This window comes from Azospirillum sp. UENF 211521 (assembly GCF_058780535.1).
Genome location: NZ_JBSNCF010000003.1, coordinates 478,582 through 498,302, shown reverse-complemented (window position 1 = coordinate 498,302; position 19,721 = coordinate 478,582). Strand labels below are relative to the sequence as shown.

The window sequence follows — 19,721 nt, the reverse complement described above, 5'->3', positions numbered from 1 at the left end:
ACAGGCTGTCTGTTCTATCCCGATTGCTGGCCCTCCATTTCTTGGAAAAGCTGTTACGGAAAGGGCAGCGCATAACCGGAGGTGGCCTCCACCGCGGCGGCCAGCCGCAGCACCGCCGCATCGGACAGGCGCGGACCGGCGATCTGGAGCCCCACCGGAAGCCCACCGCCCTCCGTCACCCCGCAGGGGACCGAGCAGGCCGGCGCGTAGCAGTGATTGAACAGCGGCGTGAAAACCGCGTGGCCGCGGGGCGTCACCGGGCGCCCGTCGATGGTGGCGGGGCCGAGCCGGTCGAACGGCCAAGCGGTGACCGGGGTCGTCGGGCAGACCAGCAGATCGTACCGCGTGAAGAGGGCCGCCAGCGCGCGGTACGCCTCCTCCCGCAGGTGCAGGGCGCGGGCGACCTCCGCGCCGCTGGTGCGCAAACCGGCGTCGATCTGCTGGCCGATGTCGGGGTCGAACAGGTCCGGCGTCGCCCGGTAGCGCTCGCCGTAGAGCGCGGCGAGGCCGGCGAACTGGAGGGGCATCAGGCCGCTCTCCCCGGCCCCCGCGGGCCACACCGGGTCAGCCTCCTCGACGATGGCCCCGGCGTCGGCGAGGCGGTGGACGGCGCGCTCCACGCAGGCGGCGACCTCCGGATCGACGGGGGCGTCGAGACCCAGCCGCCGGCTGTAGGCGATGCGCAGGCCCGCCGGGTGGGGGTTGGCCGTGGCGTCGAGGAACCGGCCGGGCAGCGCCACCGATTGCGGGTCGCGCGGGTCCGGCCCGGCCAGCGAGTTCGAGCATCAGCGCCGCGTCGGCGACCGAGCGGGCCATCTGGCCGATCACCGAGTTGCCGAACACCGGCTCGGCGAAGCCGATGGGGTGGGGGACGACTCCGGCCGACGGCTTCATGCCGACCACCCCGACATGGGCGGCGGGCCGGCGGGTGGAGCCGCCGCCGTCGGTGCAGAGCGCCAGCGGCGCCAAGCCCGCCGCCACCGCGCTGGCCGCCCCGCCGGAGGAGCCGCCGGGGGTCAGCGCCACATCCCAGGGATTCCGCGTCGGGCCGTGCAGGAGGTTGGTCGTCACCCCCTTGCAGGCGAACTCCGAACAGTTGGTGATCCCGGCGAAGACGGCGCCGGCGGCGCGCAGCCGGGCCACCGCCACCGCGTCCTCCGGCGCCACGAAGCCCTCGAACAGCCGCGATCCCTGGCGGACCGGCTGGCCGCGCACCCAGATGTTGTCCTTCACCGTGAAGGGCACGCCGAGCAGGGGCAGCGCCTCGCCCCGCGCGGCCCGCGCGTCGGCGGCCCGCGCCTCCGCCCGTCCGGCCTCCGGGTCGAGATGGACGATGGCGTTCAGCCGCGGGTTCTCCGCCGCGATCCGTTCCAGCAACTCGTCGTAGAGGGCGACGGCGCTGACCTTGTGGGCGGCGACCTGTTCGGCGATCCGGCGGGCGCTCATCAGGCGCATGGGGTGTCCTCGGCGGCGGTGGAAAGGTCGGGGGTGGGGGCTGGCGGCAGGGGGACGACCAGCGCCGCCGCGCCGGCCAGCGCGACGGCGGCGGCGGCCAGATAGCCGGCGGAATAGCCGAAGCCTCCGGCGACCAGCAGGCTGAACAGCGCCGGCCCGATGACCAGCCCGGCGTAGGCGATGGCGAGCATGCCGCCCGTCGCCTCGCCCGCCCGGCCCGTCGGGGCGAGACGGGCGACCTCCGAGACGAAGAGGCCGTTCCAGCCGCTCGCGGACAGGCCGAAGGCGGCGCAGACCGCCAGGACGGCGGGCACCGGCCAGCCGGGGGAAGCGATGGCGACGAGGGCGGCGGCGACGCTCATGGCGACGCCCAGCCCGGCGAGGATGACGCGGGGCGGCGCCCAGCGCGTCGCCACGAGGCCCCAGCCGATGCGCCCGACCAGCCCGGCGCCCTGCGCCACCGCCAGCGCCGTGCCCGCCAGCGGCAGGCTCCAGCCCAGGCCGGTCACCGCGAAGCTGACCAGGAAGCCGTTCAGGCAGAGCTGCATGGCCGAGAAGGCGCAGACCGCCATGGCCAGCCGGCGCAGCGCCGGCTCCCCGGCGACCAGATCGAGCGCGCGCTTCAGCGTGCCGCGCCCGGCGGGGCGGGGGGCGGCGCGGTCGTCGCCGTCGTGGCGGCGCGCCAGCGGCTCCAGGACCAGCGCCAGGACGGCGGTGGCGCCCGCCACGACCAGCAGGCTGGCCTGCCAGCCGAAGGACAGGACCAGCAGCGGCACGGCGAATCCCGCGGCCATGCCGCCGAACTGGTTGCCGGTCTGGCGCAGCGAGAAGACCAGCGGCCGCTTCTCCGGCGGGGTCAGCCGGGACAGCAGTTGCGTGCTGGCCGGCGTCTCCGGCCCGAAGGCGAAGCCCAGCGCCAGCGCTCCCAAAAGGAAGGCGATGGGAAGGGCGCTGGCCGACAGCAGCGCCGCCCCGGCGGCGGCGAGCAGGCAGGCCTGGCAGGTGCGGATCGCCCCCCAGCGCGCGATCAGCCCGCCCGCCCCCAGCGACGCGGGGATGGCGGCGGTGAAGACGACCGCGGTATAAAGCCCGAGAAGTCCCGGATCGACCCCCAGGTCGGGCGCCGCCTGCGGCGCGATCACCGGAATCGCGAAGAGACACAGCCCGACGAACGCCTGAACCGCCGCCATGGCGATCAGAGGCAGCAACCAGACGTTCATGGGGACTCCACAAGGAAAGGGACGGGCCGATGGCCGGTGGGATTTCGTTGCATGCGGTGGATGTGGCGCGCGGGGTGCCCGCCGAGGGGATGCGGGTGGAACTCTATGCTTTGCGGGACGGACAGCGGGACAGGCTAGCGGAAAGCCGTTTGTGTGCCAATGGCGCGCTTGATCATCCGGTGGTTGGCGGCGCGGGCGTGACGGCGGGCGTCTACGAGGCGGTGTTCCACATCGGCCCCTGGCTGCGCGCGCAAGGTGTGGGGGCGGCGGAGCCGGCCTTCCTGGAGGAGGCGCCGTTCCGCTTCACCGTCACCGACGTGGACCAGCACCACCATCTGCCGCTGAAATTCACCCCTTGGGGCTATTCCCTGTTCCGGGGAGCATGAGTCAGCGGAGCTGGCGCGACAGGCCGGCGACGCGCTCCATCACCACCATCGCCAGGACGGTGACGGCGATCAACACGCCGGACACCGCCGCGGCGCGGACGTCCAGGCTGTTCTCCAGGATCTGCCACATGCGGATCGGCAGCACCTCGTTGCGGGCGTCGGCCATGAACAGCGACACCGGGATGTTGTCGAAGCTCGACATGAAGGCGATGAAGGCCCCGGCGCCGATGCCGTTGCGGATGGTCGGCAGCGTCACCCGGCGGAAGGTGTAGAGGCGCCCGGCCCCCAGGCTCTCCGAGCTTTCCAGGAGCGCCGGGTCAAGCTGGGCGAGGCTCGCCAGCGTGGTGCGCAGGACGTAGGGAACGCTGACCACGATGTGGCCGATGGCCAGCGTCAGGAAGGACAGCTCCACCCCCGCCGTGCTGAAGAACACCAGCGAGGCGAGGCCGAAGGCCAAAGCCGGCAGGACCAGCGGCGACATGAACAGCGCGTCCAGCCCACGCGCCCACGCCCGCCGGCTGCGCCCGATGGCGAGCGCCGCGGCGGTGCCCAGCACCACCGACACGGCGGTCACCACGGCGCCCAGTTTCAGGCTGACCAGCGCGGCGTCCTGGAGCTGCCACGCGTCGATCAGCGAGGCGTACCAGCGCAGGCTGTAGGACGGCGGCGGGAACTTCAGTGAATAGCCGTCGGTGAAGGAGGTGACGAGCACCACCAGCGTCGGCGCCGCCAGCAGCAGCAAGGCCGCACCGGCGAGCGTGCCCATGACGAGGCCGAAGGAGGCGCTTCCCAGGGTCGGGCGCTGCATGTCAGGCATGGACGTACCCCTTGCTGGCGCGGCCCAGCAGGTTGAACAGCATCACCACACCCAGCACCGACATCATGAAAACGATGGAGATGGCGGCGGCGAAGGGCCAATTGTGAAGCGTGATGGTCTGTTGATAGATGTATTGCGGCATGAACAGCATCTGCCCGCCGCCGACCAGCGACTGGGTGATGAAGGCGGTGACGGCGGCGGCGTAGGTCAGCAGGCAGCCGGCGACGATCCCCGGCAGGCTCAGCGGCAGCGTCACCTTGAGAAAGCCCCGCCACGGCCCGGCGCCCAGCGCCGCCGAGGCGTCGAGCAGGTTTGGGTCGAGCCGCGACAGGGTGGTGATGAGCGGCAGCACCATCAGCGGCATCTGCACCTGCACCAGGGCGGCGACCAGACCGCCCTCGGTGTAGAGCAGGCGCAGCGGCGTCTCCGCCAGACCCAGCGACAGCAGCAGGTTGTTGACGATGCCGTCGCGCCCCAGGATGACGATCCAGGCGAAGGTGCGGACCACCACGGAGGTCAGCAGCGGCAGGATGATGACGAGGATCAGTGCGGACTGCATCCGCGGCCCGCTGCGGGTGTAGAGCCAGGCCAGCGGATAGCCGAACAGCAGCGTCAGCGCCGTGACCTTCACCCCCAGCAGCAGCGTGCTGCCGAGCACGGCCAGATTGAAGGTGTCGCCGAAGAAGCGGATGTACTGGTCCAGTCCGAACCGCGTCATCTCCGCGTCGGCGTAGAGGCTGACGGCGACCAGCAGGAGCAGCGGCGTCACGAAGAACACCGCGAAAAAGGCGGCCAGCGGCAGCGCCAGCGTCCATTCCCGCCCGATGCGGGGCCGTGCGGCGGTCGCGGGTCCGGCCAGGCCGGGGGCGGTGATGGCGGTCATGGGGTGGGGTCCTGTGGCAATCGCATTCTTGGTCCCCTCTCCCCTCTGGGGAGAGGGTTAGGGTGAGGGGGATGCGCTTGTGCCGAATGCACCAAAATGCGCAACCCCCTCACCGGCCCTGCGGGCCACCCTCTCCCCGGAGGGGAGAGGGCTAAGAAGGCCAGCAAGGGAAGTGCCGGGAGGGTGGCCCGTCTCCCGCACTTACACCTTGATTTCCTTGTTGAACCGCTCGATCCAGCCGGCGCGGTTCTGGTTGATCACCGACCAGTCGTGGAACACGAAGGACGCCTTCAGCTCCTCCTGGTCCTTGGCGATCATGCGGGCGATGTCGCCGTCCATCTGCACCTTGGAATTTGTCGGGATGACGTAGAAGGGCGCCTGCATCAGCTTGGTCTGCACCTCCGGCGCCATGGCCAATTCGATCAGCGCCGCCGCCAGCTTGGCGTTGGGCGAGTTCTTGGTGATGTGGGCGGTGGTCAGGAAGGCGATGGTGCCGGTCTTCGGCTTGGCGAACTCCACCGGCACGCCGCGGGCGCGCAGGATCTGGATGGCGTTGAAGTTGCCCGGCGAGATGTCGATCTGGCCCTGCTGGAACAGGGTGGCGAGCGCACCGGGATTGGGCGCTACGGCGCCGAGGTTCGGCTGAAGCTCCTTGAGCGCGGCGAAGGCCGGCTCGATGTCGTTCTCGCCGCCGCCGCGGGTCTTCGCCAGTTCGACCATGAAGGCGGTGCCGAGCGTCGAGTTCATGTTGGTGATGCCGACGCGGCCCTTGTATTCCGGCTTCCACAGGTCGTCCCAGCTCGTCGGCGGGGTCTTGACCTTCTCCGGGTTGTAGGTGATGCCGACCGCCTGGAAGAAGATGCCCGGCCCTTCGGGCAGTTGGGCCACCGGCAGCAGGTCCTTGTAATTCTTGCTGTCATCGACGGGGAAGGGGGCAGCCAGATCCTGGCCGATCACCGACAGGCGCGGGCCGGGGTCCATCAGCATCACGTCGATCGGCGGGTTCGCCTTGGCGGCGGAGACCTTGGCGATCATGTCCACCGACAGCATCGGGTCCAGCGCGATGTCGGCGTTGCCCGTGGCCTTGCGGAAATGCGGGACGATGACGTCGCGGTGGGCTTCCTCCCAGCTTCCGGTGAAGGTGGCGAACACCAGCTTGCGCGCCTGCGCCCAGCTCATGCCGGGGAACAGGGACATGGCGCCGAGCGTGAGGCCGGCGGCGAGGATCTGGCGGCGGTCGAGGGTCATCGGCAGGCACTCCAGGGGGAGGAGGAGAGAAGGGGGAGGGAGTGGATCAGGCGCCCGCCGGAACGGCGAAGGCGCGGCAGGTCTGGGGGGAGACGGGCTGCAGCCGGACCGGCGTGCCGGGCGCGCGCAGCGCGGCGCCGGCCACGCGCGGCTCGGTCACCTTCACCTTTCCGCCGTCGGCGGTGCGCACCTCGTAGACGACCACCGGGCCGAGCGGCAGGGCGAGGTCCACGGTGCCGGCGATCTGCTGGGGCGCCGCCTCGGTGGCGAGCCGCAGATTCTCCGGGCGCACGCAGAGGATCGCGGGGTCGCCGGCGGCCAGCGCGGCGTCGGGGGTTACGGCGGTCAGAACGGTGCCGGCCTCCAGCGCCACCTCGGCGACGCTGCCGGAGGCGCGGACGACGCGGCCCCGCAACTGGTTGGCGCTGCCGACGAAGCCGTTGACGAACAGCGTGCCGGGACGGTCGTAGACGTCTTCCGGCGTGCCGAACTGCTCCAGCTTGCCCCGGCTCAGCACGGCGATGCGGTCGGCCATGCTCAGCGCCTCCTCCTGGTCGTGGGTGACCATGATGGTGGTGATGCCGAAACGGCGCTGGAGTTGCTTGATCTCGATCTGCATGTCCAGCCGCAAATTCTTGTCGAGCGCGGCGAAGGGCTCGTCGAGCAGCAGGATGCTCGGCTGGATCGCCAGGGCGCGGGCCAGCGCCACGCGCTGCTGCTGCCCGCCGGACAGCTGCTTGGGGAAGCGGTCGCGCATGGCGTCCAGCTTCACCAGACCCAGCATCGCCTCCACCCGCGCCCGCACCGCGTCGCGGGCGGCCCCCCGCGCCTCCAGCCCGTAGGCGACGTTCTGCGCCACCGTCATGTGCGGGAACAGGGCGTAATTCTGGAACACGATGCCGACACCGCGCCCGGCCGGCGGCAGGCTGTCGACCACCCGGTCGCCGATGACGACGCGGCCCAACGTCTGCGCCTGAAAGCCGGCGAGGATGCGCAGCAGCGTGGTCTTGCCGCAGCCGGACGGCCCCAGCAGGGCCACCAGCTCACCCGCCTTGATCTCCAGCGTCACGTTGTCCACCGCGGTGGAGGCGCCGAAGCGGTGGGTGATGCCGTCCAGCGTCACCGCGACGCCCGCGGGTTTCGCGGTGGCCTCCGTGGCGGTCCCAGCGGCGGTCTCAGCGGCTGTCTGCGGTTCCGGGCTGCGATGCGGGCGGGTGGATTGGAGTGCGGCCATGGGGCGTATCCTGGTAGGGCGCACCGGCGGAGACCCCCGGTGGCACGGCGCAGGACACAGGGAGAGCAACCCGCGTGCCACTCCGGCGGGTTCTCCGGTGAACCCGGCCGGAGCCCTCACATACTCTGGTGTTCAACCAGACTTGGCCGTTCGGGCACGGCGCGAAGCTGGGCAGACTGCCCGCTGAATGTGCCTAAAATTTCAGCGAAGCCTTGGTCTTCACCATGCTGCCCGACGTGTGGGCAAGGAGGGACGGCGCTGGGGTCAGGCGGGCTTGGCGGCCTCGCGCCAGGACTGGCCGGGCCCGGTGACCGGCGGCAGCGTCGGCAGCGGGCAGGGGCGTCCCTCCGGCAGGCCCAGCAGGTTCACGGACACCACGCCGGGAAAGGCGTTGAACGCATTGCCCGCATAGTTGGCCGGGTTGAAGATCGGCACGATGTGCCACCACAGCCGGTAGCCCAGGCCCTGGAGCAGGGTGATGAGTTCGGCGGAATGCTCCTCCCGGTCGTTCTCCAGATAGAGCGCCGGTCGGAAACGGGCAATGCTCCGGACGGCGCCCTCGATCACCAGCGCCTCCATGCCCTCCACATCGGCCTTCAGCAGAGCCAGCCGATCCAGGCCGAGGCCATCGATCGTCTCGACCGGCACCGGCTCGCCGTCGATGGCGCCCATGCTGACGGCGCCGAAGTTTCCGTGCTGGCCATAGTCGGGGATCGGGACGGTCACCTGGCCGGGTGAGCCGCCGACCGCCGCCCGGTGCAGGACGACGTTGTGAAGGCCGTTGGCGGCGAGGTTGTGGGCCAGCAATTCATGCACCACGCGCTGCGGCTCGAAGGCGTGAAGCAGCCCGGTGGGGCCGACCGTCCGGGCCAGCGGGACGGTGTGCGCGCCGATGTTCGACCCGGCTTCGACCACCACGTCGCCGGCGTCCACCAGCATCGCGGCGAGGCGATGCTCATCGTCGGAGTATTCGCCGTAGAGCGCGAGCGAGCGCCCGACATAGGCGTCCTTCGGGAAGAAGCGCATGATGCCGTGGCGTCCCGGCCGTTCGGCGAGCACGGGACGCCCGGGCTGGGCCGGCAGGATGATGACCGAGGGCGGAAAGTCGGGCAGGTCGGCGGCAGCGGAGACGCGGCCGCTGAGCGGCAATTGCAGAATCTTCGCCCCGACATGCGACGACACGGGATCGTCCGGGGCCGGCGGGAAGGGCTGGCCGGCCTCGGGATGGACGCTGTCATGGACCAGCGCGCGCCCCTGGATGCGCGGCCACACCCAATCCGCCAGAAAGCGCTGGTCCTGCCAGCGGTCGGCCCTGCGGTCGGCGGCAGCGTCGATGGCCGGCCCCAACGGCGGCAGCCGGCCGGCCATGCCGCCCCACATCCCGGCCAGGATCAGGTCGGTGTGCAGCACATGGTCGCGCATGACGTGGAAGGGCAGGCCGGACGCGATCCAGGCGTCCACAGCGGCCTTCTCCCGCGCGGTCGGGCGGGAATCGCAGTCGCGGCAGAGAAACCGCGCCACCGTCGGGTCGTCGGCGACGAGGAAGCGCCAGAACAGCCCGTGCGAGGGGCCGCTGCCGGCCGGCATGCCGACCGTCTCGGCGCCGAGCCGCGCCAGCTCGTCCAGCACCGGGCGGGGAACCGAATCGTCGTGGTAGAAGCGGCAGGTCCAGCCGGGAAGAACCGCGGGCACCGCCCTGGCGTTGGCGAGCGCGCCCCGCGTGTAGATCTCCCGCGTCCCCCACAGGCTGAAGGCGACGATGTTGCGGGTCCGGGCGGCGTCGGAACCGGGCGGCGGGGCATCGGAGAGGGCTTCGGCGGTGGGGACCATGGCGGCGGCCCGCGCCAGCTTGAGGGCCAGTGCCTCGCTCGACCACAGGGCGGCCTCTGTCGGATCGCGCCGCTCCAGCACCTGGACGAGGGCGTCGCGCACCGTCACATGGCCGGGGTCCAGGCGGGCGGCGCGACGGAGAACGGTCAGCGCCTCGTCCGCGCGGCCGCCGCGGCTCAGGGTGATCCCCAGATTGTGCAGGGCGAATCCCTCCGCCGGGGCGAGGCTCATCGCCCGGCGGTACATCGCGGCCGCCGCGTCGAAGCGGTTGGAATCGAGAAGCGCGGTGGCGAGCAGGAAGGCCGGTTCGGACTCCGCCGGGCTCAAGGCGACCGCGCTCTGGAAGTCGGCCAGGGCGAGGCTTTGCCGGAACCGCCGCAGATGCTCCTGCCCGCGCTGCTGGTGGAGCAGGGCGAGCCGGCCGGTCATGTCCTCCCGGTCCGGGGCCAGGGCGCAGGCGTGCCGCAGGGCCGCGATGGCGGCGTCGGTGTCGCCGGCGTGATGCTCGGCCAGGGACTGGAAATACCAGGGATCGGGGGCCTCGGGCGTCAGGGCCAGGGCGGAGCGCAGGGCCGAGCTCGCCGCGCTCCATTCCTGCGCGGCGATGAGCGCCTTGGCATGGTCGATGCGGTAGGCCGCGGTGCCGGGAGCCTCCGCGACCGCGCGGCGCAACCGGTCGAGCGCGGTGTCGAGACGGTCCGTCTGGCCGGCGAGCACCCCGGCCAGATGCAGGGCCGGCGCGTGGTGCGGGTCGGCCTCCAGGATGCGGGTGTAGATGATCTCGGCTTCGGCGAGGCGACCGGACGTGTGGTGATCGACCGCGATGCCGAGCGCTTCTTCGATGGTCGCCATTCTGGGTCCTTCGCTTGACCGGCCGCGGACCGGTGCGGTGGGACGGAACCGGTTGCGCGCGGTGATAGCACAACACGCGGTGTTGCGCATGGGGCGTTCGCCGGTATGGCGCCCGGGTTCCACCAACGGCGGCCAGACCTCTGTGCCGATTGCCAAAAGCGGACCGCCCGTGCCACGGTGCCGCGCACGCGAAACAAGGGCGGGGTCGGGCGGTGGCGTCGGGCGGGATGCGCGATCTTCGGTTGGATTTTTTCCGCGGGCTGGCCCTGTGGTTCATCTTCGTGGACCACATTCCGGGCAACCAGATCGCCTGGGTAACGATGCGCAACTTCGGTCTCAGCGACGCGACCGAGGTGTTCGTGTTCATCTCCGGCTACACCTCGTCGCTGGTCTATTCGCGGATACTGGAGCGGCATGGCTGGCGGTTTGCCGCGGCCAAGGTGCTCGACCGCTGCTGGACGCTCTACATCGCCTATCTCTTCCTGTTCCTCGCCTTCACGGCCCAGGTCGCCTACACCGCGCGGGTCTTCGACAACCCGCTGTTCACCGAGGAAATGGGCATCGCCGGCTTCTTTGCCGATCCTGCGGTGTCGCTGGTCCAGGCGCTGGCGCTGAAGTTCCGCCCGGCCAACCTGGACATCTTGCCGCTCTACATCGTGCTGCTGCTGTCCCTCCCGCTGGTGCTGCCGGTGCTGCGGCGCTGGCCGCTGGCGCTGCTCGCCGGGTCGGTCGCGCTCTACGCGGCGGCCCGTCTCCTGGACTGGAACCTGCCGACCTACCCGGACGGCGGCGTCTGGTTCTTCAACCCCTTCGCCTGGCAGCTCCTGTTCGTGCTGGGGGCGACCATGCAGCGGCTGCCCAGGGTGGCGGCGACGCTGACCGAGCGGCGGACGGCGCTGCTGTGGCTGGCGGGAGCCTATCTGTTCGCCTCGCTGCTGCTGGTGATCTCCTGGCAGATCGCGCCGATGGCGGCGCTGATGCCGATGTGGCTGGCGGAGATCCTCTACCCGATCAGCAAGACCGACCTCGACCTGCTGCGGCTCGCGCATTTCTGTGCGCTGGCCTACGTCGTCCTGCAGATCGCGCGGTTCGACAGCGCGTGGCTGCGCTGGCCGGCGCTGGCGCCGGTGATTCTGTGCGGGCGGCAGTCGCTTCAGGTCTTCTGCCTGGGCATCTTTCTGTCCTTCGCCGGCCAGACCGTTCTGAACCACTGGTCCGCCTCGCTTTTGGCCCAATTTTCGGTCACACTCGCCGGAATCGCCGTGATGGTGGCGGCCGCGCGGGTGCTGACCTGGTATCAGTCCGTGGGACGGCCGCCCCGCCAACCGGCATCCGCCCCGCCCGCGGCCCCCGCCGCTCCACTGGCCTCCGCCGCCCCGATGGTCCCTGCCGCCACAGCCTCCGCCAAGGACCCGAGCGCATGAAACGCGCGATCGTCTGGACCCTGGCCGTCCTCGCGGGACTGACCGCATCCACCGGCATGGGCGTCGCGCGGGCGGCGTCCGCGACGCCCGGCGATCCCTGCGCCGTTCCGGAGTCCGTCTACTCCGTCGACGGCGCCCTGCCGCGCGCCTGGGAGCGGCTGAAGCGCGGCGGCGCGCTGCCGATCCTGGTGCTCAACTCGGCGAGCGCGCGACCCGACACCGCCTATCCGATGCTGCTGGAGAAGGAGCTGGCGGCCCGGCTGCCCGACCGCAAGGTCAGCGTGACCGTGCGCAACGCGCCGGGGGCGACCGCGCAGGAGATGCTGCCGATCCTGAACCGGGAACTGGCCGCCTCCTCCGCTTCCCTGTTGGTCTGGCAGGTGGGGACGGCGGACGCCATGCGGAACATCGGGCCCGACAGTTTCGGGGAGGCGCTGGGCCGTGGCATTGCAGCGGCCCAGGGGCGCGGCGCCGACGTGATCCTGATGGACATGCAGTACAGCCCGCAGACCAGCCAGCTCATCACCTTCCAGCCCTACCTTGATTATGTGGAGTGGATGTCGCAGAACAGCGACGTGGTCCATTTCCCCCGTTTCGAGATGATGCGGCATTGGTTCGAGGAGGGCCGCGTCGGCTTCGCCCCCGACTCCAAGGAGGAAAAGCTGCAGGCCTACCAGTTCGTCCACCGCTGCCTCGGCCGCATCCTGGCCGACACCGTGTCCACCATGATCGACCGCGCCGGGAGACCCGCTCCGTGACAGGCACGCCCGCCCCCCGGACCCGTGGCCGGAGGGCCCCTGTCCTTTCCGCCCTCCTCTCCGCCGCCCTGCTGTCCCTCGTCCCCTTCCTCGCCGGCCTGACCGCCACGCCCGGCCCGGTGAAGGCAGCGGCCTGCGCCGTGTCGGTGCAGACCGCCGACCTCGCCGTGCCGCTGCCGCGCAGCGCGCGGGCGCTGGCCGCCGGCGGGCCGCTGCGCATCGTCGCCATCGGCTCCTCCTCCACCGCCGGAGCGGGGGCGAGCAAAGCGGAGCACAGCTATCCCGCGCGGCTGGCCGAGCATCTGGGCGCGCGCTACCCCGGCCTCGCCTTGACCGTCCTCAACAAGGGCGCCAACGGTGAGACCGGGCCGGACATGCTGAAGCGGTTCCGGCGCGACGTGTTGGACGAGGCGCCCGATCTGGTGATCTGGCAGGTGGCGGCCAACACCGTCCTGCGCGGCGACGATCCCGACGCGGCGGAGCAGGTGATCCGCGACGGGGTGCGGACGCTGAAGGCGGCCGGGCTGGACGTCGTGCTGATGGACCTGCAATACGCCCCGGCCATGCTGGCGAAGCCCCGGCATGAGGAGATGGAGGAGCGCATCGCCCGCGTCGCGGCGGAGGAGGGGGTCGGCCTGTTCCACCGCTACGCGGTGATGCGCCAGTGGGTGGAGACGCGGCAGGCCGCCCTGGGCGATCTGGTCGGGCCGGACGGCATCCACCAGAACGACTTCGGCTACGACTGCGTCGCCCGCACGCTGGCGGCCTCGCTGCACGATGCGTTCAGTTTGCGGACCGCGGGGACGGTGACCGCGCGTCCGTGAGGGCCGGGGTGGGGGCCGCGGCCTTTACAGCCCCTCCGGCCAGCGATGGCGGAACCCCAGCTCCCGCTCCAGGAACCGCGCGCAGCGCAGCAGCCGGTCCTCCTCGTAGGGGCGGGCGATCAGTTGCAGGCCGATGGGCAGGCCGTCGGCCGTCCAGCCGCAGGGGATCGACAGGCAGGGGAAGCCGATCAGCGACACCGTGTAGGTGATTGCCAGATAGTCGATGATGGTCGACAGGCGGAAGCCGTTGATCTCCGTCACGTCGCCCTGGGTGTTAGGGAAGGGCGGCACGCTGGCGCTCAGCGTCATCAGGATGTCGTGGTCGCGGAAGAAGGCGGCGAAGCGGCGGTAGAGCGCGCTGCGCTGGGCCTCCGCCCGCAGATAGTCGGCGGCGCTCAGCCCCTTGCCCCGCGCGATGTTCCAGGCGACCGACGGGCTCAGCCGGTCGCCGTCCTGCTCCAGCGTCCGGCCGTAGGTGTGGAAGATGTGCGCGGCGCGCAGCGTGCCGAAGGCGGCGCCGGCCTCCCGGCAGTCAGGTGCGGCCTCCACGAAGTCGCCGAAGCGCCCTTGCAGCCCACGCATCACCGCCTCGAACCGCTCGGCCAGCCCGAGGTCGATCAGCGCGGAGCCGAGGTCCGTGCTCCAGGCCACCCGCAGCGACAGCGGGTCGAGCGCGTCGAGGTCCGGCACCGCCCATCCCGGCACGGGAAGGGAGGTCGGGTCGCGCGGGTCCGGCCCGCTGACCGCGGCCAGCGCCAGCGCCGCGTCGGCCACGTCGCGGGCGAGGAATCCCTGCGTCGCCAGCCCGTCCCAGGCCAGCGCGCGGCCCGGGCTGGGGATGCGTCCGGGCGTCGGGCGTAGCCCCACCACCCCGCAGAAGCTGGCCGGCGTGCGCACCGAGCCGCCGAAGTCGGTGCCCTGGGCCAGCGGCACCAGCCCGGCGGCCACCGCGGCGGCGCTGCCGCCGCTCGACCCGCCGCTGGTCTTGTCCAGGTCGTAGGGGTTGGCGGTCGGCCCGCACAGCTCGTTGCCGGTGATCGCGCCGAAGCCGAACTCCGGCGTGTTGGTCTTGCCCAGGATGATGGCCCCCGCCGCCTTCAAACGGGCGACGCTGAGGTCGTCGGTGTCGGGGATCAGGTCGGCGTAGAGGGTGGAGCCGTAGGTGGTGCGCAGCCCCGCCGTCAGCGTCAGGTCTTTGACGCCCACCGGCACACCGTGCAGCGGGCCGAGCGGTGCCCCCGCCTCGACCCGCCGGTCGGCCGCCTCGGCAGCGGCCAACGCGGCGTCGGGGGCCACGGTGATGAAGGACTTCAGCCCGCCGTCCAGCGCCGCGATGCGCTCCAGGCTCACCGTCACGAGGTCGCGCGCCCGGAAGCGGCGGGTGCGCACGCCCTCCGCCATCTCGGCGGCGCTGAGGCGGAACAGGTCGGGTGTGCTCACGGGCAGGGTCTCCGGTTGCGGGGGGCCGAGTTTAGAACGGCAGGACCGGTGCGGGCGAGCCCTTGGGCCGTGCCGGGGCGGGCAGGCCGCAGGGCAGGAATTCGCCGCGCCCCGGCGCGGCCAGCTGTTCGCCGTCGCGGCAGATCACCTCACCACGGGACAGCGTGACGACCGGCCAGCCGGTGACCTCGATCCCTTCATAGGGCGTGTAGTCCACATTGTGATGCAGGATGCCGTTGGTGATGGTGACCGTGCGGGATGGGTCCCACAGGGCGATGTCGGCGTCCGCCCCCACCGCGATGGTGCCCTTGCGCGGGTGCAGGCCGTACATGCGGGCGGGGTTGGCGGCGGTCAGCTCGACGAACTTGGTCAGCTCCATCCGGCCCTTCATCACGCCCTCGGAGAACAGCAGCGGCAGGCGCGTTTCCACGCCGGGGATGCCGTTGGGGACGCAGCGGAAGGGCGCCTGTTCGCCATGGACCTTCTTGCCGCCCGGCCCGTCGAAGCGGAAGGGCGCGTGATCGGAGGAGAAGACCTGGAAGGCGCCGCCGGTCAGCCCGTCCCAGATCACCTTCTGGTTCGCGGCATCGCGCGGCGGCGGCGAGCAGACGCACTTGGCGCCCTCGAACCCCTCTCCACCCAGGTCGTCGGCGGTCAGGAACAGGTATTGCGGGCATGTCTCGGCGTAGATGCGCAGGCCGCGGCCCTGCGCCCAGCGGATCTGCTCCACCGCGTCGGCGCCGGAGACGTGGACGATCAGGATCGGCACGTCGACCAGCTCCGCCAGCGAGATGGCCCGGTGGGTGGCCTCGCGCTCGGCCACGCGGGGGCGAGAGACGCCGTGGAAGAAGGGGGCGGTCTGGCCCGCGCGCTCCAGCTTCTCGGTCAGCCACGCGATGCAGTCGGCGTTCTCCGCGTGCATCATGACCATGGCGCCTTCGGAGCGGGCGATGTCCAGCACCTCCAAGATCTGGCGGTCGTTCAGCTTCAGCGCATCGTAGGTCATGTAGATCTTGAAGGACGTGTAGCCCTCGCGGATCAGCGCCGGAAGCTCCTGGCCCAGCACCTGCTCGGTGGGGTCGGTGACGATGAGGTGGAAGGCGTAGTCGATCAGCGGCTTCCCGGCGGCGCGGCGGTGATAGTCGTCCACCGCGGCGCGCAGCGTCTTGCCCTTCTCCTGGCAGGCGAAGGGCAGCACCGTCGTGGTGCCGCCGAAGGCCGCGGAGCGGGTGCCGGTCAGGAAATCGTCGGCCATGACGGAGTCATCGCCGGTCGGCTGGTCGAAATGGACGTGGCCGTCCACCCCGCCCGGCAGGACGAGCAGCCCGGCGGCGTCGATCTCCTCCCGCCCGGCGGCCAGCCCTTCGCCCAGCGCGGCGATCCGCCCGCCGCGCACGCCGACATCGGCCTTGAACACGTCCGACGCGGTGGCGACGGTGCCGTTGCGGATGACCAGATCGAAGTTCATGCCCGTTTCTCCCATCGTGACGTTCTTGCCCCGCGTGACGTACCGGCCCCCTCCCTAGCCCTCCCCCGCCGATGGCGGTGGAGGGAACTGCCGCCGCTTCGCAGAAGGCACCCTCTCCCGCGAAGCGGGGGAGGGCCGGGGTGGGGGCAATACTCCCCTCAGCCATGCAGCTCGCGGAACAGCCTGCCCCAGCCCTCGACGCGGCGGGTGTCCACGCCGGTCATGCGCAGCGCCTTCCACACCACCGTGGACACCGTGTCGTAGACGGGGATGCCCAGCGCCTTCTCCATCCGCTCCGCCACCGGGGCGCCGCGCATGTTGGTGCAGATGATGGCGATGGCCTCCGGCTTCGCCTCCGCGACCTCCAGGCACATGCGCTCGATGGTCTCCTCGGTGACCTCGGAGAAGGAGAAGTTGCCGCGGTCGTTCAGATGCCGCTCGGCCACCACCTCGAAGCCTGCGGCGTTGTAGTTGGCAACCATCTTGTCCTGGATCTCGTCCAGATAGGGGCTGACGATGGCGAAGCGCTTGCGCCCGGTCGTCTCCAGGATCTCGTTGAGCGCGAGCATGGAGGTGCAGGCGGGAATTCCCGTCTCGGCCTCGATGGAAGCGCAGAGCTTCTCGTCCGCCGCGAAGCCCAGCCAGCCGGCCGAGGTGCCGTTCCAGCCGATCACGTTCAGCCGGGCGTCGGCCAGCAGCCGGGCGGCGTCCAGGAAGGGCGCGTCGGTGAACTGGTCGAGCGCGGCGGCGCGCAGCGAGATTTCCTTCACCGTGAAGCGCCCGAAATGGGCGGTCACCTCCGGCAGGCCGCTCAGCATCGCGGAGGTGACGGGCTCCAGCACCGTGTTGGAGGAGGGGGTCAGCATGCCCAGAAGGACGCGGTTGCTCATATCCATGATTCTTTCGTTCAGGCGCGCGCCCACAGCGCGCGGGCGGCCTTGTCGGCCTCGGTGCAAATCTCGTTCAGGTCGGCGCGGACGGGGCGCCCGTCCTCGACCAGGGTTTCGCCGTCTACCAGCACCATCTCCACGTCGCGCCCCTGCGCGGTGTGGACGAGCGTGCCGAGCGGGTTCATCAGCGGGCGCAGATGCGGGCGTCGGGCGTCGAAGACCACGAGGTCGGCCAGCTTCCCCACGGCCAGCGTGCCGATCTCCTCGGCCATGCCCACCGCCTGCGCGCCGCCCAGCGTCGCCATGCGGAAGACGTCGGCGGGCTGCCAGGCGGCGGTGACGCCGCCCTGCTGGATGCGCGCGGTGGCGAGCGCCCAGCGCATCGCCTCGACCATGTCGCCGTGCTGCGTGTCGGTGCACAGCGCCAGATTGACGCCGGCCTCCCTCAGTTTCGGCGTCGGGGCCAGCCGGCCCGAGGCGGCGTTGCATTTCGGCACATGGACCGCGTGCGCCCCGGCGCGGGCGAGGCGGGCGATGTCGGCGTCCTCCACATAGAGGCAGTGGGTGGCGAGCAGCCGGTTGTTCAGCAGCCCGCTCTCGTCCAGCAGCTCCGCCGGGGTCAGGCCGGTGGAGGCCTTCACCCGTTCCACCTCCACCCGGCTCTGCGCCAGATGGGTGTTGACGCGCATGGAACGCGCCGCAGCCTCGTCCGCCAAGGTGCGCAGGAAGGCGGGGGAGCAGGTGTCCGGCGCATGGGCGGCCATCTGCACACGGATGCGTCCATTGTTGGCGCCGTTCCAGCGGGCGTGCAGGTCCAGTGTCCGCAGCAGCAGGTCGCTGCCGATGGCGGCGTCGAAGCGCCATTCCCCCTGGGCCACGCGGGCGAAATCCACGTCGTGGACGCGCCAGCTCGCATGGACGCGCAGGCCAAGCTCGGCGATGGCGTCCAGCGTCGCGTCGGCGTGGACGAAATGGTCGCAGATCAGCGTCGAGCCGGCGAGCAGGGCCTCCACCGCGCCCAGCCGGGCCAGCGCGCGGGCCTCCTCCGGCGTGGCGTCGGTGCCCTTGGGCACGCCCGGCGTGTAGGAGGGGGCGAAACCCAGGTCGGCGGCGACGCCGCGCACCATCACCAGGACGGCGTGCAGGTGCGCGTTGACGAAGCCCGGCGTGACCACCCGCCCCGGCAGGCGCCGGGTCTCGGCGGCGGCGGGCAAGCCTTCCGATTCCGGGGCGAGATGGACGATGCGGCCGTCGCGGATGCCGATGGCGGCGTCCTCGACGACGCTGCCGACGGCCTCCCCGGTCAGGGCGGTGACGCCGGTCAGCAGCAGGTCGAGCCGGCCGGTCACGCGACGGCGGCCTGCCGTTGCTGCAGGCCCTCCTCGCGGATCAGGTTGAGGATGTGGCGCTTGTGGTCGTTGAAGCGCGGGCCGGTGGTGTCGCGCGGGCGCGGCAGGTCGAGCGCGATCAGCTCGCGGATGCGGCCCGGACGGCTGGTCATCACGGCGACGCGGGTGCCCAGCACCAGCGCCTCGTCCACGCTGTGGGTGACGAAGACGACGGTGCAGCGCTGCTTCTGCCAGATGGCGACCAGCTCCTCCTGCATGTCCATCTTGGTCTGGGCGTCGAGCGCCGCGAAGGGCTCGTCCATCAGGATGACCTGCGGGTTCAGCAGCAGGGCGCGGGCGATGCCGACGCGCTGGCTCATGCCGCCCGACAGCTCCGCCGGGAAATGGTTCTCAAAGCCGCGCAGGCCGACCATGTCGATGTACTCCTGGGCGGCGTCGCGCCGGTCGGCCTTGCGCCAGCCCTTCAGGCGCAGGTGGAAGGCGACGTTCTCCCACACCGGCAGCCAGGGCATCAGGTTGGCCTGCTGGAAGACCATGCCGCGGTCGGCGCCGGGGCCGTCCACCGCCTTGCCGCCCACCGTCACGCTGCCCTCGGTCGGCTTCTCGAAGCCGGCGATCATGTTCAGCAGGGTGGACTTGCCGCAGCCCGACGAGCCGAGCAGGCAGAGGAACTCGTTCTTCTCCACCGACAGGCTGACGTCGTCGATGGCCAGCAGGTCGCGCTTGCGCTTGGCGTCGCGGAAGATCTTGGTGATGTTCTGAAGCTCGATGGAAGCCATCGCTCAGCCCTCCCGGCTCTGGAGCGTGGAGCCGTGCTGCCAGTGCAGCGCGGCGGACATCAGGACCTTGATGAGCGCGTCGGTCGCGTAGCCGAGCAGGCCGATGCTGGCCATGGCGGCGAGCACGAGGTCGTAGCGCAGGAAGTAGTAGCTGTCCCACAGCACGTAGCCGAGGCCGCTCTTCACCGCGACCATCTCCGCCGTCACGGTCAGCATCCAGGCGGCGCCGATGCCGATGCGCAGGCCGGCGAAGATGCTGGGCAGGGCCGCCGGGAACACGACGTGGCGCAGAAGCTGCTGCTCCGTGGCGCCCATCATCGAGGCGGCGCGGATCAGGTTGCGGTCGGCGGTCTTCACCCCGTGGATGGTGTTCATCAGGATCGGGAAGAAGGCGCCGAGGAAGACCAGGAAGATGGCCGGCTTGTTGGCGATGCCGAACCAGATGATCGCCAGCGGGATCCACGACACCGGCGGCACCGGGCGGAGCATCTGGAGCGTCGGCTCCACCGTCCGCTCGACCCAGCGCCACCAGCCGATGGCGATGCCGAGCAGCACGCCGCTGACCACCGCGATGCCGTAGCCGGCGGCGACGCGGGTGGCGCTGGACAGGGCGTCGGCCAGCCAGCGGCCGGTGTTGCCTTGCGAGGTCTCGTCGAAGCCGAAGATCCAGTCGCCCCAGGTGTGCAGCACCACCGACGGGGCCGGCAGCAGGGCCGCCGGCAGGAAGCCGGACCGGGAGAACACCTCCCAGGCGGCCAGGATGAAGAGGGGAACGACGGCGCGCTCCCAGGATTTCGACAATGCCGTCATGGCCCGGTTTTCCCTATCCCGTCATATTTATAACCCTCTCCCCAGAGGGGGAGG

17 protein-coding genes and 1 pseudogene are annotated in these 19,721 nt (G+C 71.2%); 4 read left to right on the top strand and 14 right to left on the bottom strand.

The window, feature by feature from the left end; translation table 11 throughout:
* Positions 1 to 53 precede the first annotated feature (53 nt).
* The 3 genes and pseudogenes from ACWPN5_RS27045 to ACWPN5_RS27035 all read right to left on the bottom strand — a co-directional run bounded on the left by ACWPN5_RS27045 (position 54) and on the right by ACWPN5_RS27035 (position 2,675).
* Positions 54 to 740, bottom strand: coding sequence for an amidase family protein (locus tag ACWPN5_RS27045; RefSeq protein WP_492298467.1), 687 nt, complete (start codon positions 738 to 740; stop codon positions 54 to 56).
* Positions 741 to 840: 100 nt separating this feature from the next.
* A pseudogene (locus ACWPN5_RS27040) lies at positions 841 to 1,446 on the bottom strand (amidase family protein); the annotation flags it as partial.
* Entirely contained in the window at positions 1,446 to 2,675 is a 1,230-nt protein-coding gene (locus ACWPN5_RS27035) for an MFS transporter (protein WP_145681912.1), read from the bottom strand. The pseudogene ACWPN5_RS27040 and the gene ACWPN5_RS27035, both read right to left, overlap by 1 nt.
* A 29-nt stretch (positions 2,676 to 2,704) precedes the next feature.
* On the opposite strand from ACWPN5_RS27035, the gene ACWPN5_RS27030 reads away from it, so the two are divergent.
* Positions 2,705 to 3,061, top strand: coding sequence for a hydroxyisourate hydrolase (locus ACWPN5_RS27030; RefSeq protein WP_492298464.1), 357 nt, complete (start codon positions 2,705 to 2,707; stop codon positions 3,059 to 3,061).
* 1 nt (position 3,062) lies between these two features.
* Here the strand turns inward: ACWPN5_RS27030 and ACWPN5_RS27025 are convergent, their stop codons facing one another.
* The 5 genes from ACWPN5_RS27025 to ACWPN5_RS27005 form a co-directional block, all read right to left on the bottom strand.
* A complete protein-coding gene (locus ACWPN5_RS27025; protein WP_040136197.1) occupies positions 3,063 to 3,878 on the bottom strand; it encodes an ABC transporter permease in 816 nt (271 codons plus the stop codon).
* Complete coding sequence (locus tag ACWPN5_RS27020) at positions 3,871 to 4,761, bottom strand: ABC transporter permease (protein ID WP_492298462.1); 891 nt, start codon at positions 4,759 to 4,761, stop codon at positions 3,871 to 3,873. Before ACWPN5_RS27020 ends, ACWPN5_RS27025 begins: the two co-directional genes overlap by 8 nt.
* A 201-nt stretch (positions 4,762 to 4,962) precedes the next feature.
* Positions 4,963 to 6,009: an ABC transporter substrate-binding protein gene (locus tag ACWPN5_RS27015; RefSeq protein ID WP_492298460.1), complete on the bottom strand. Its 1,047-nt coding sequence runs from the start codon at positions 6,007 to 6,009 to the stop codon at positions 4,963 to 4,965.
* Positions 6,010 to 6,055: 46 nt separating this feature from the next.
* Entirely contained in the window at positions 6,056 to 7,243 is a 1,188-nt protein-coding gene (locus ACWPN5_RS27010; RefSeq protein WP_492298458.1) for an ABC transporter ATP-binding protein, read from the bottom strand.
* A gap of 264 nt (positions 7,244 to 7,507) precedes the next feature.
* Complete coding sequence (locus tag ACWPN5_RS27005; RefSeq protein ID WP_492298456.1) at positions 7,508 to 9,925, bottom strand: FkbM family methyltransferase; 2,418 nt, start codon at positions 9,923 to 9,925, stop codon at positions 7,508 to 7,510.
* Between the two features lie 242 nt (positions 9,926 to 10,167).
* Between ACWPN5_RS27005 and ACWPN5_RS27000 the strand changes: the two genes are divergently transcribed.
* Genes ACWPN5_RS27000 through ACWPN5_RS26990 form a run of 3 tightly spaced genes read left to right on the top strand, consistent with a single transcriptional unit; the run spans position 10,168 to position 12,931 of the window.
* Entirely contained in the window at positions 10,168 to 11,349 is a 1,182-nt protein-coding gene (locus ACWPN5_RS27000; RefSeq protein ID WP_492298454.1) for an OpgC family protein, read from the top strand.
* Positions 11,346 to 12,107 (top strand): SGNH/GDSL hydrolase family protein, encoded by a 762-nt coding sequence (locus ACWPN5_RS26995; protein ID WP_200478421.1) that lies wholly within the window; start codon positions 11,346 to 11,348, stop codon positions 12,105 to 12,107. Before ACWPN5_RS27000 ends, ACWPN5_RS26995 begins: the two co-directional genes overlap by 4 nt.
* A complete protein-coding gene (locus ACWPN5_RS26990) occupies positions 12,104 to 12,931 on the top strand; it encodes an SGNH/GDSL hydrolase family protein (RefSeq protein WP_492298452.1) in 828 nt (275 codons plus the stop codon). The genes ACWPN5_RS26995 and ACWPN5_RS26990 overlap by 4 nt, the downstream gene beginning before the upstream one ends.
* Positions 12,932 to 12,955: 24 nt before the next feature.
* Here ACWPN5_RS26990 and ACWPN5_RS26985 read toward each other — a convergent pair whose 3' ends face one another.
* The 6 genes from ACWPN5_RS26985 to ACWPN5_RS26960 all read right to left on the bottom strand — a co-directional run bounded on the left by ACWPN5_RS26985 (position 12,956) and on the right by ACWPN5_RS26960 (position 19,667).
* Complete coding sequence (locus ACWPN5_RS26985; protein WP_492298451.1) at positions 12,956 to 14,371, bottom strand: amidase; 1,416 nt, start codon at positions 14,369 to 14,371, stop codon at positions 12,956 to 12,958.
* 31 nt (positions 14,372 to 14,402) lie between these two features.
* On the bottom strand, positions 14,403 to 15,839 hold the full coding sequence (gene hydA / locus ACWPN5_RS26980) for a dihydropyrimidinase (RefSeq protein ID WP_492298449.1): 1,437 nt from the start codon (positions 15,837 to 15,839) through the stop codon (positions 14,403 to 14,405).
* Positions 15,840 to 15,997: 158 nt separating this feature from the next.
* Positions 15,998 to 16,729 carry a maleate cis-trans isomerase family protein gene (locus ACWPN5_RS26975; RefSeq protein WP_492298447.1) on the bottom strand — a complete coding sequence of 244 codons (732 nt, stop codon included), beginning with the start codon at positions 16,727 to 16,729 and terminating at the stop codon, positions 15,998 to 16,000.
* Between the two features lie 17 nt (positions 16,730 to 16,746).
* Complete coding sequence (locus ACWPN5_RS26970; protein ID WP_492298445.1) at positions 16,747 to 18,078, bottom strand: amidohydrolase family protein; 1,332 nt, start codon at positions 18,076 to 18,078, stop codon at positions 16,747 to 16,749.
* Complete coding sequence (locus ACWPN5_RS26965; protein ID WP_492298443.1) at positions 18,075 to 18,857, bottom strand: ABC transporter ATP-binding protein; 783 nt, start codon at positions 18,855 to 18,857, stop codon at positions 18,075 to 18,077. The genes ACWPN5_RS26970 and ACWPN5_RS26965 overlap by 4 nt, the downstream gene beginning before the upstream one ends.
* A 3-nt stretch (positions 18,858 to 18,860) precedes the next feature.
* Entirely contained in the window at positions 18,861 to 19,667 is an 807-nt protein-coding gene (locus ACWPN5_RS26960) for an ABC transporter permease (RefSeq protein WP_119507235.1), read from the bottom strand.
* Positions 19,668 to 19,721 lie beyond the last annotated feature (54 nt).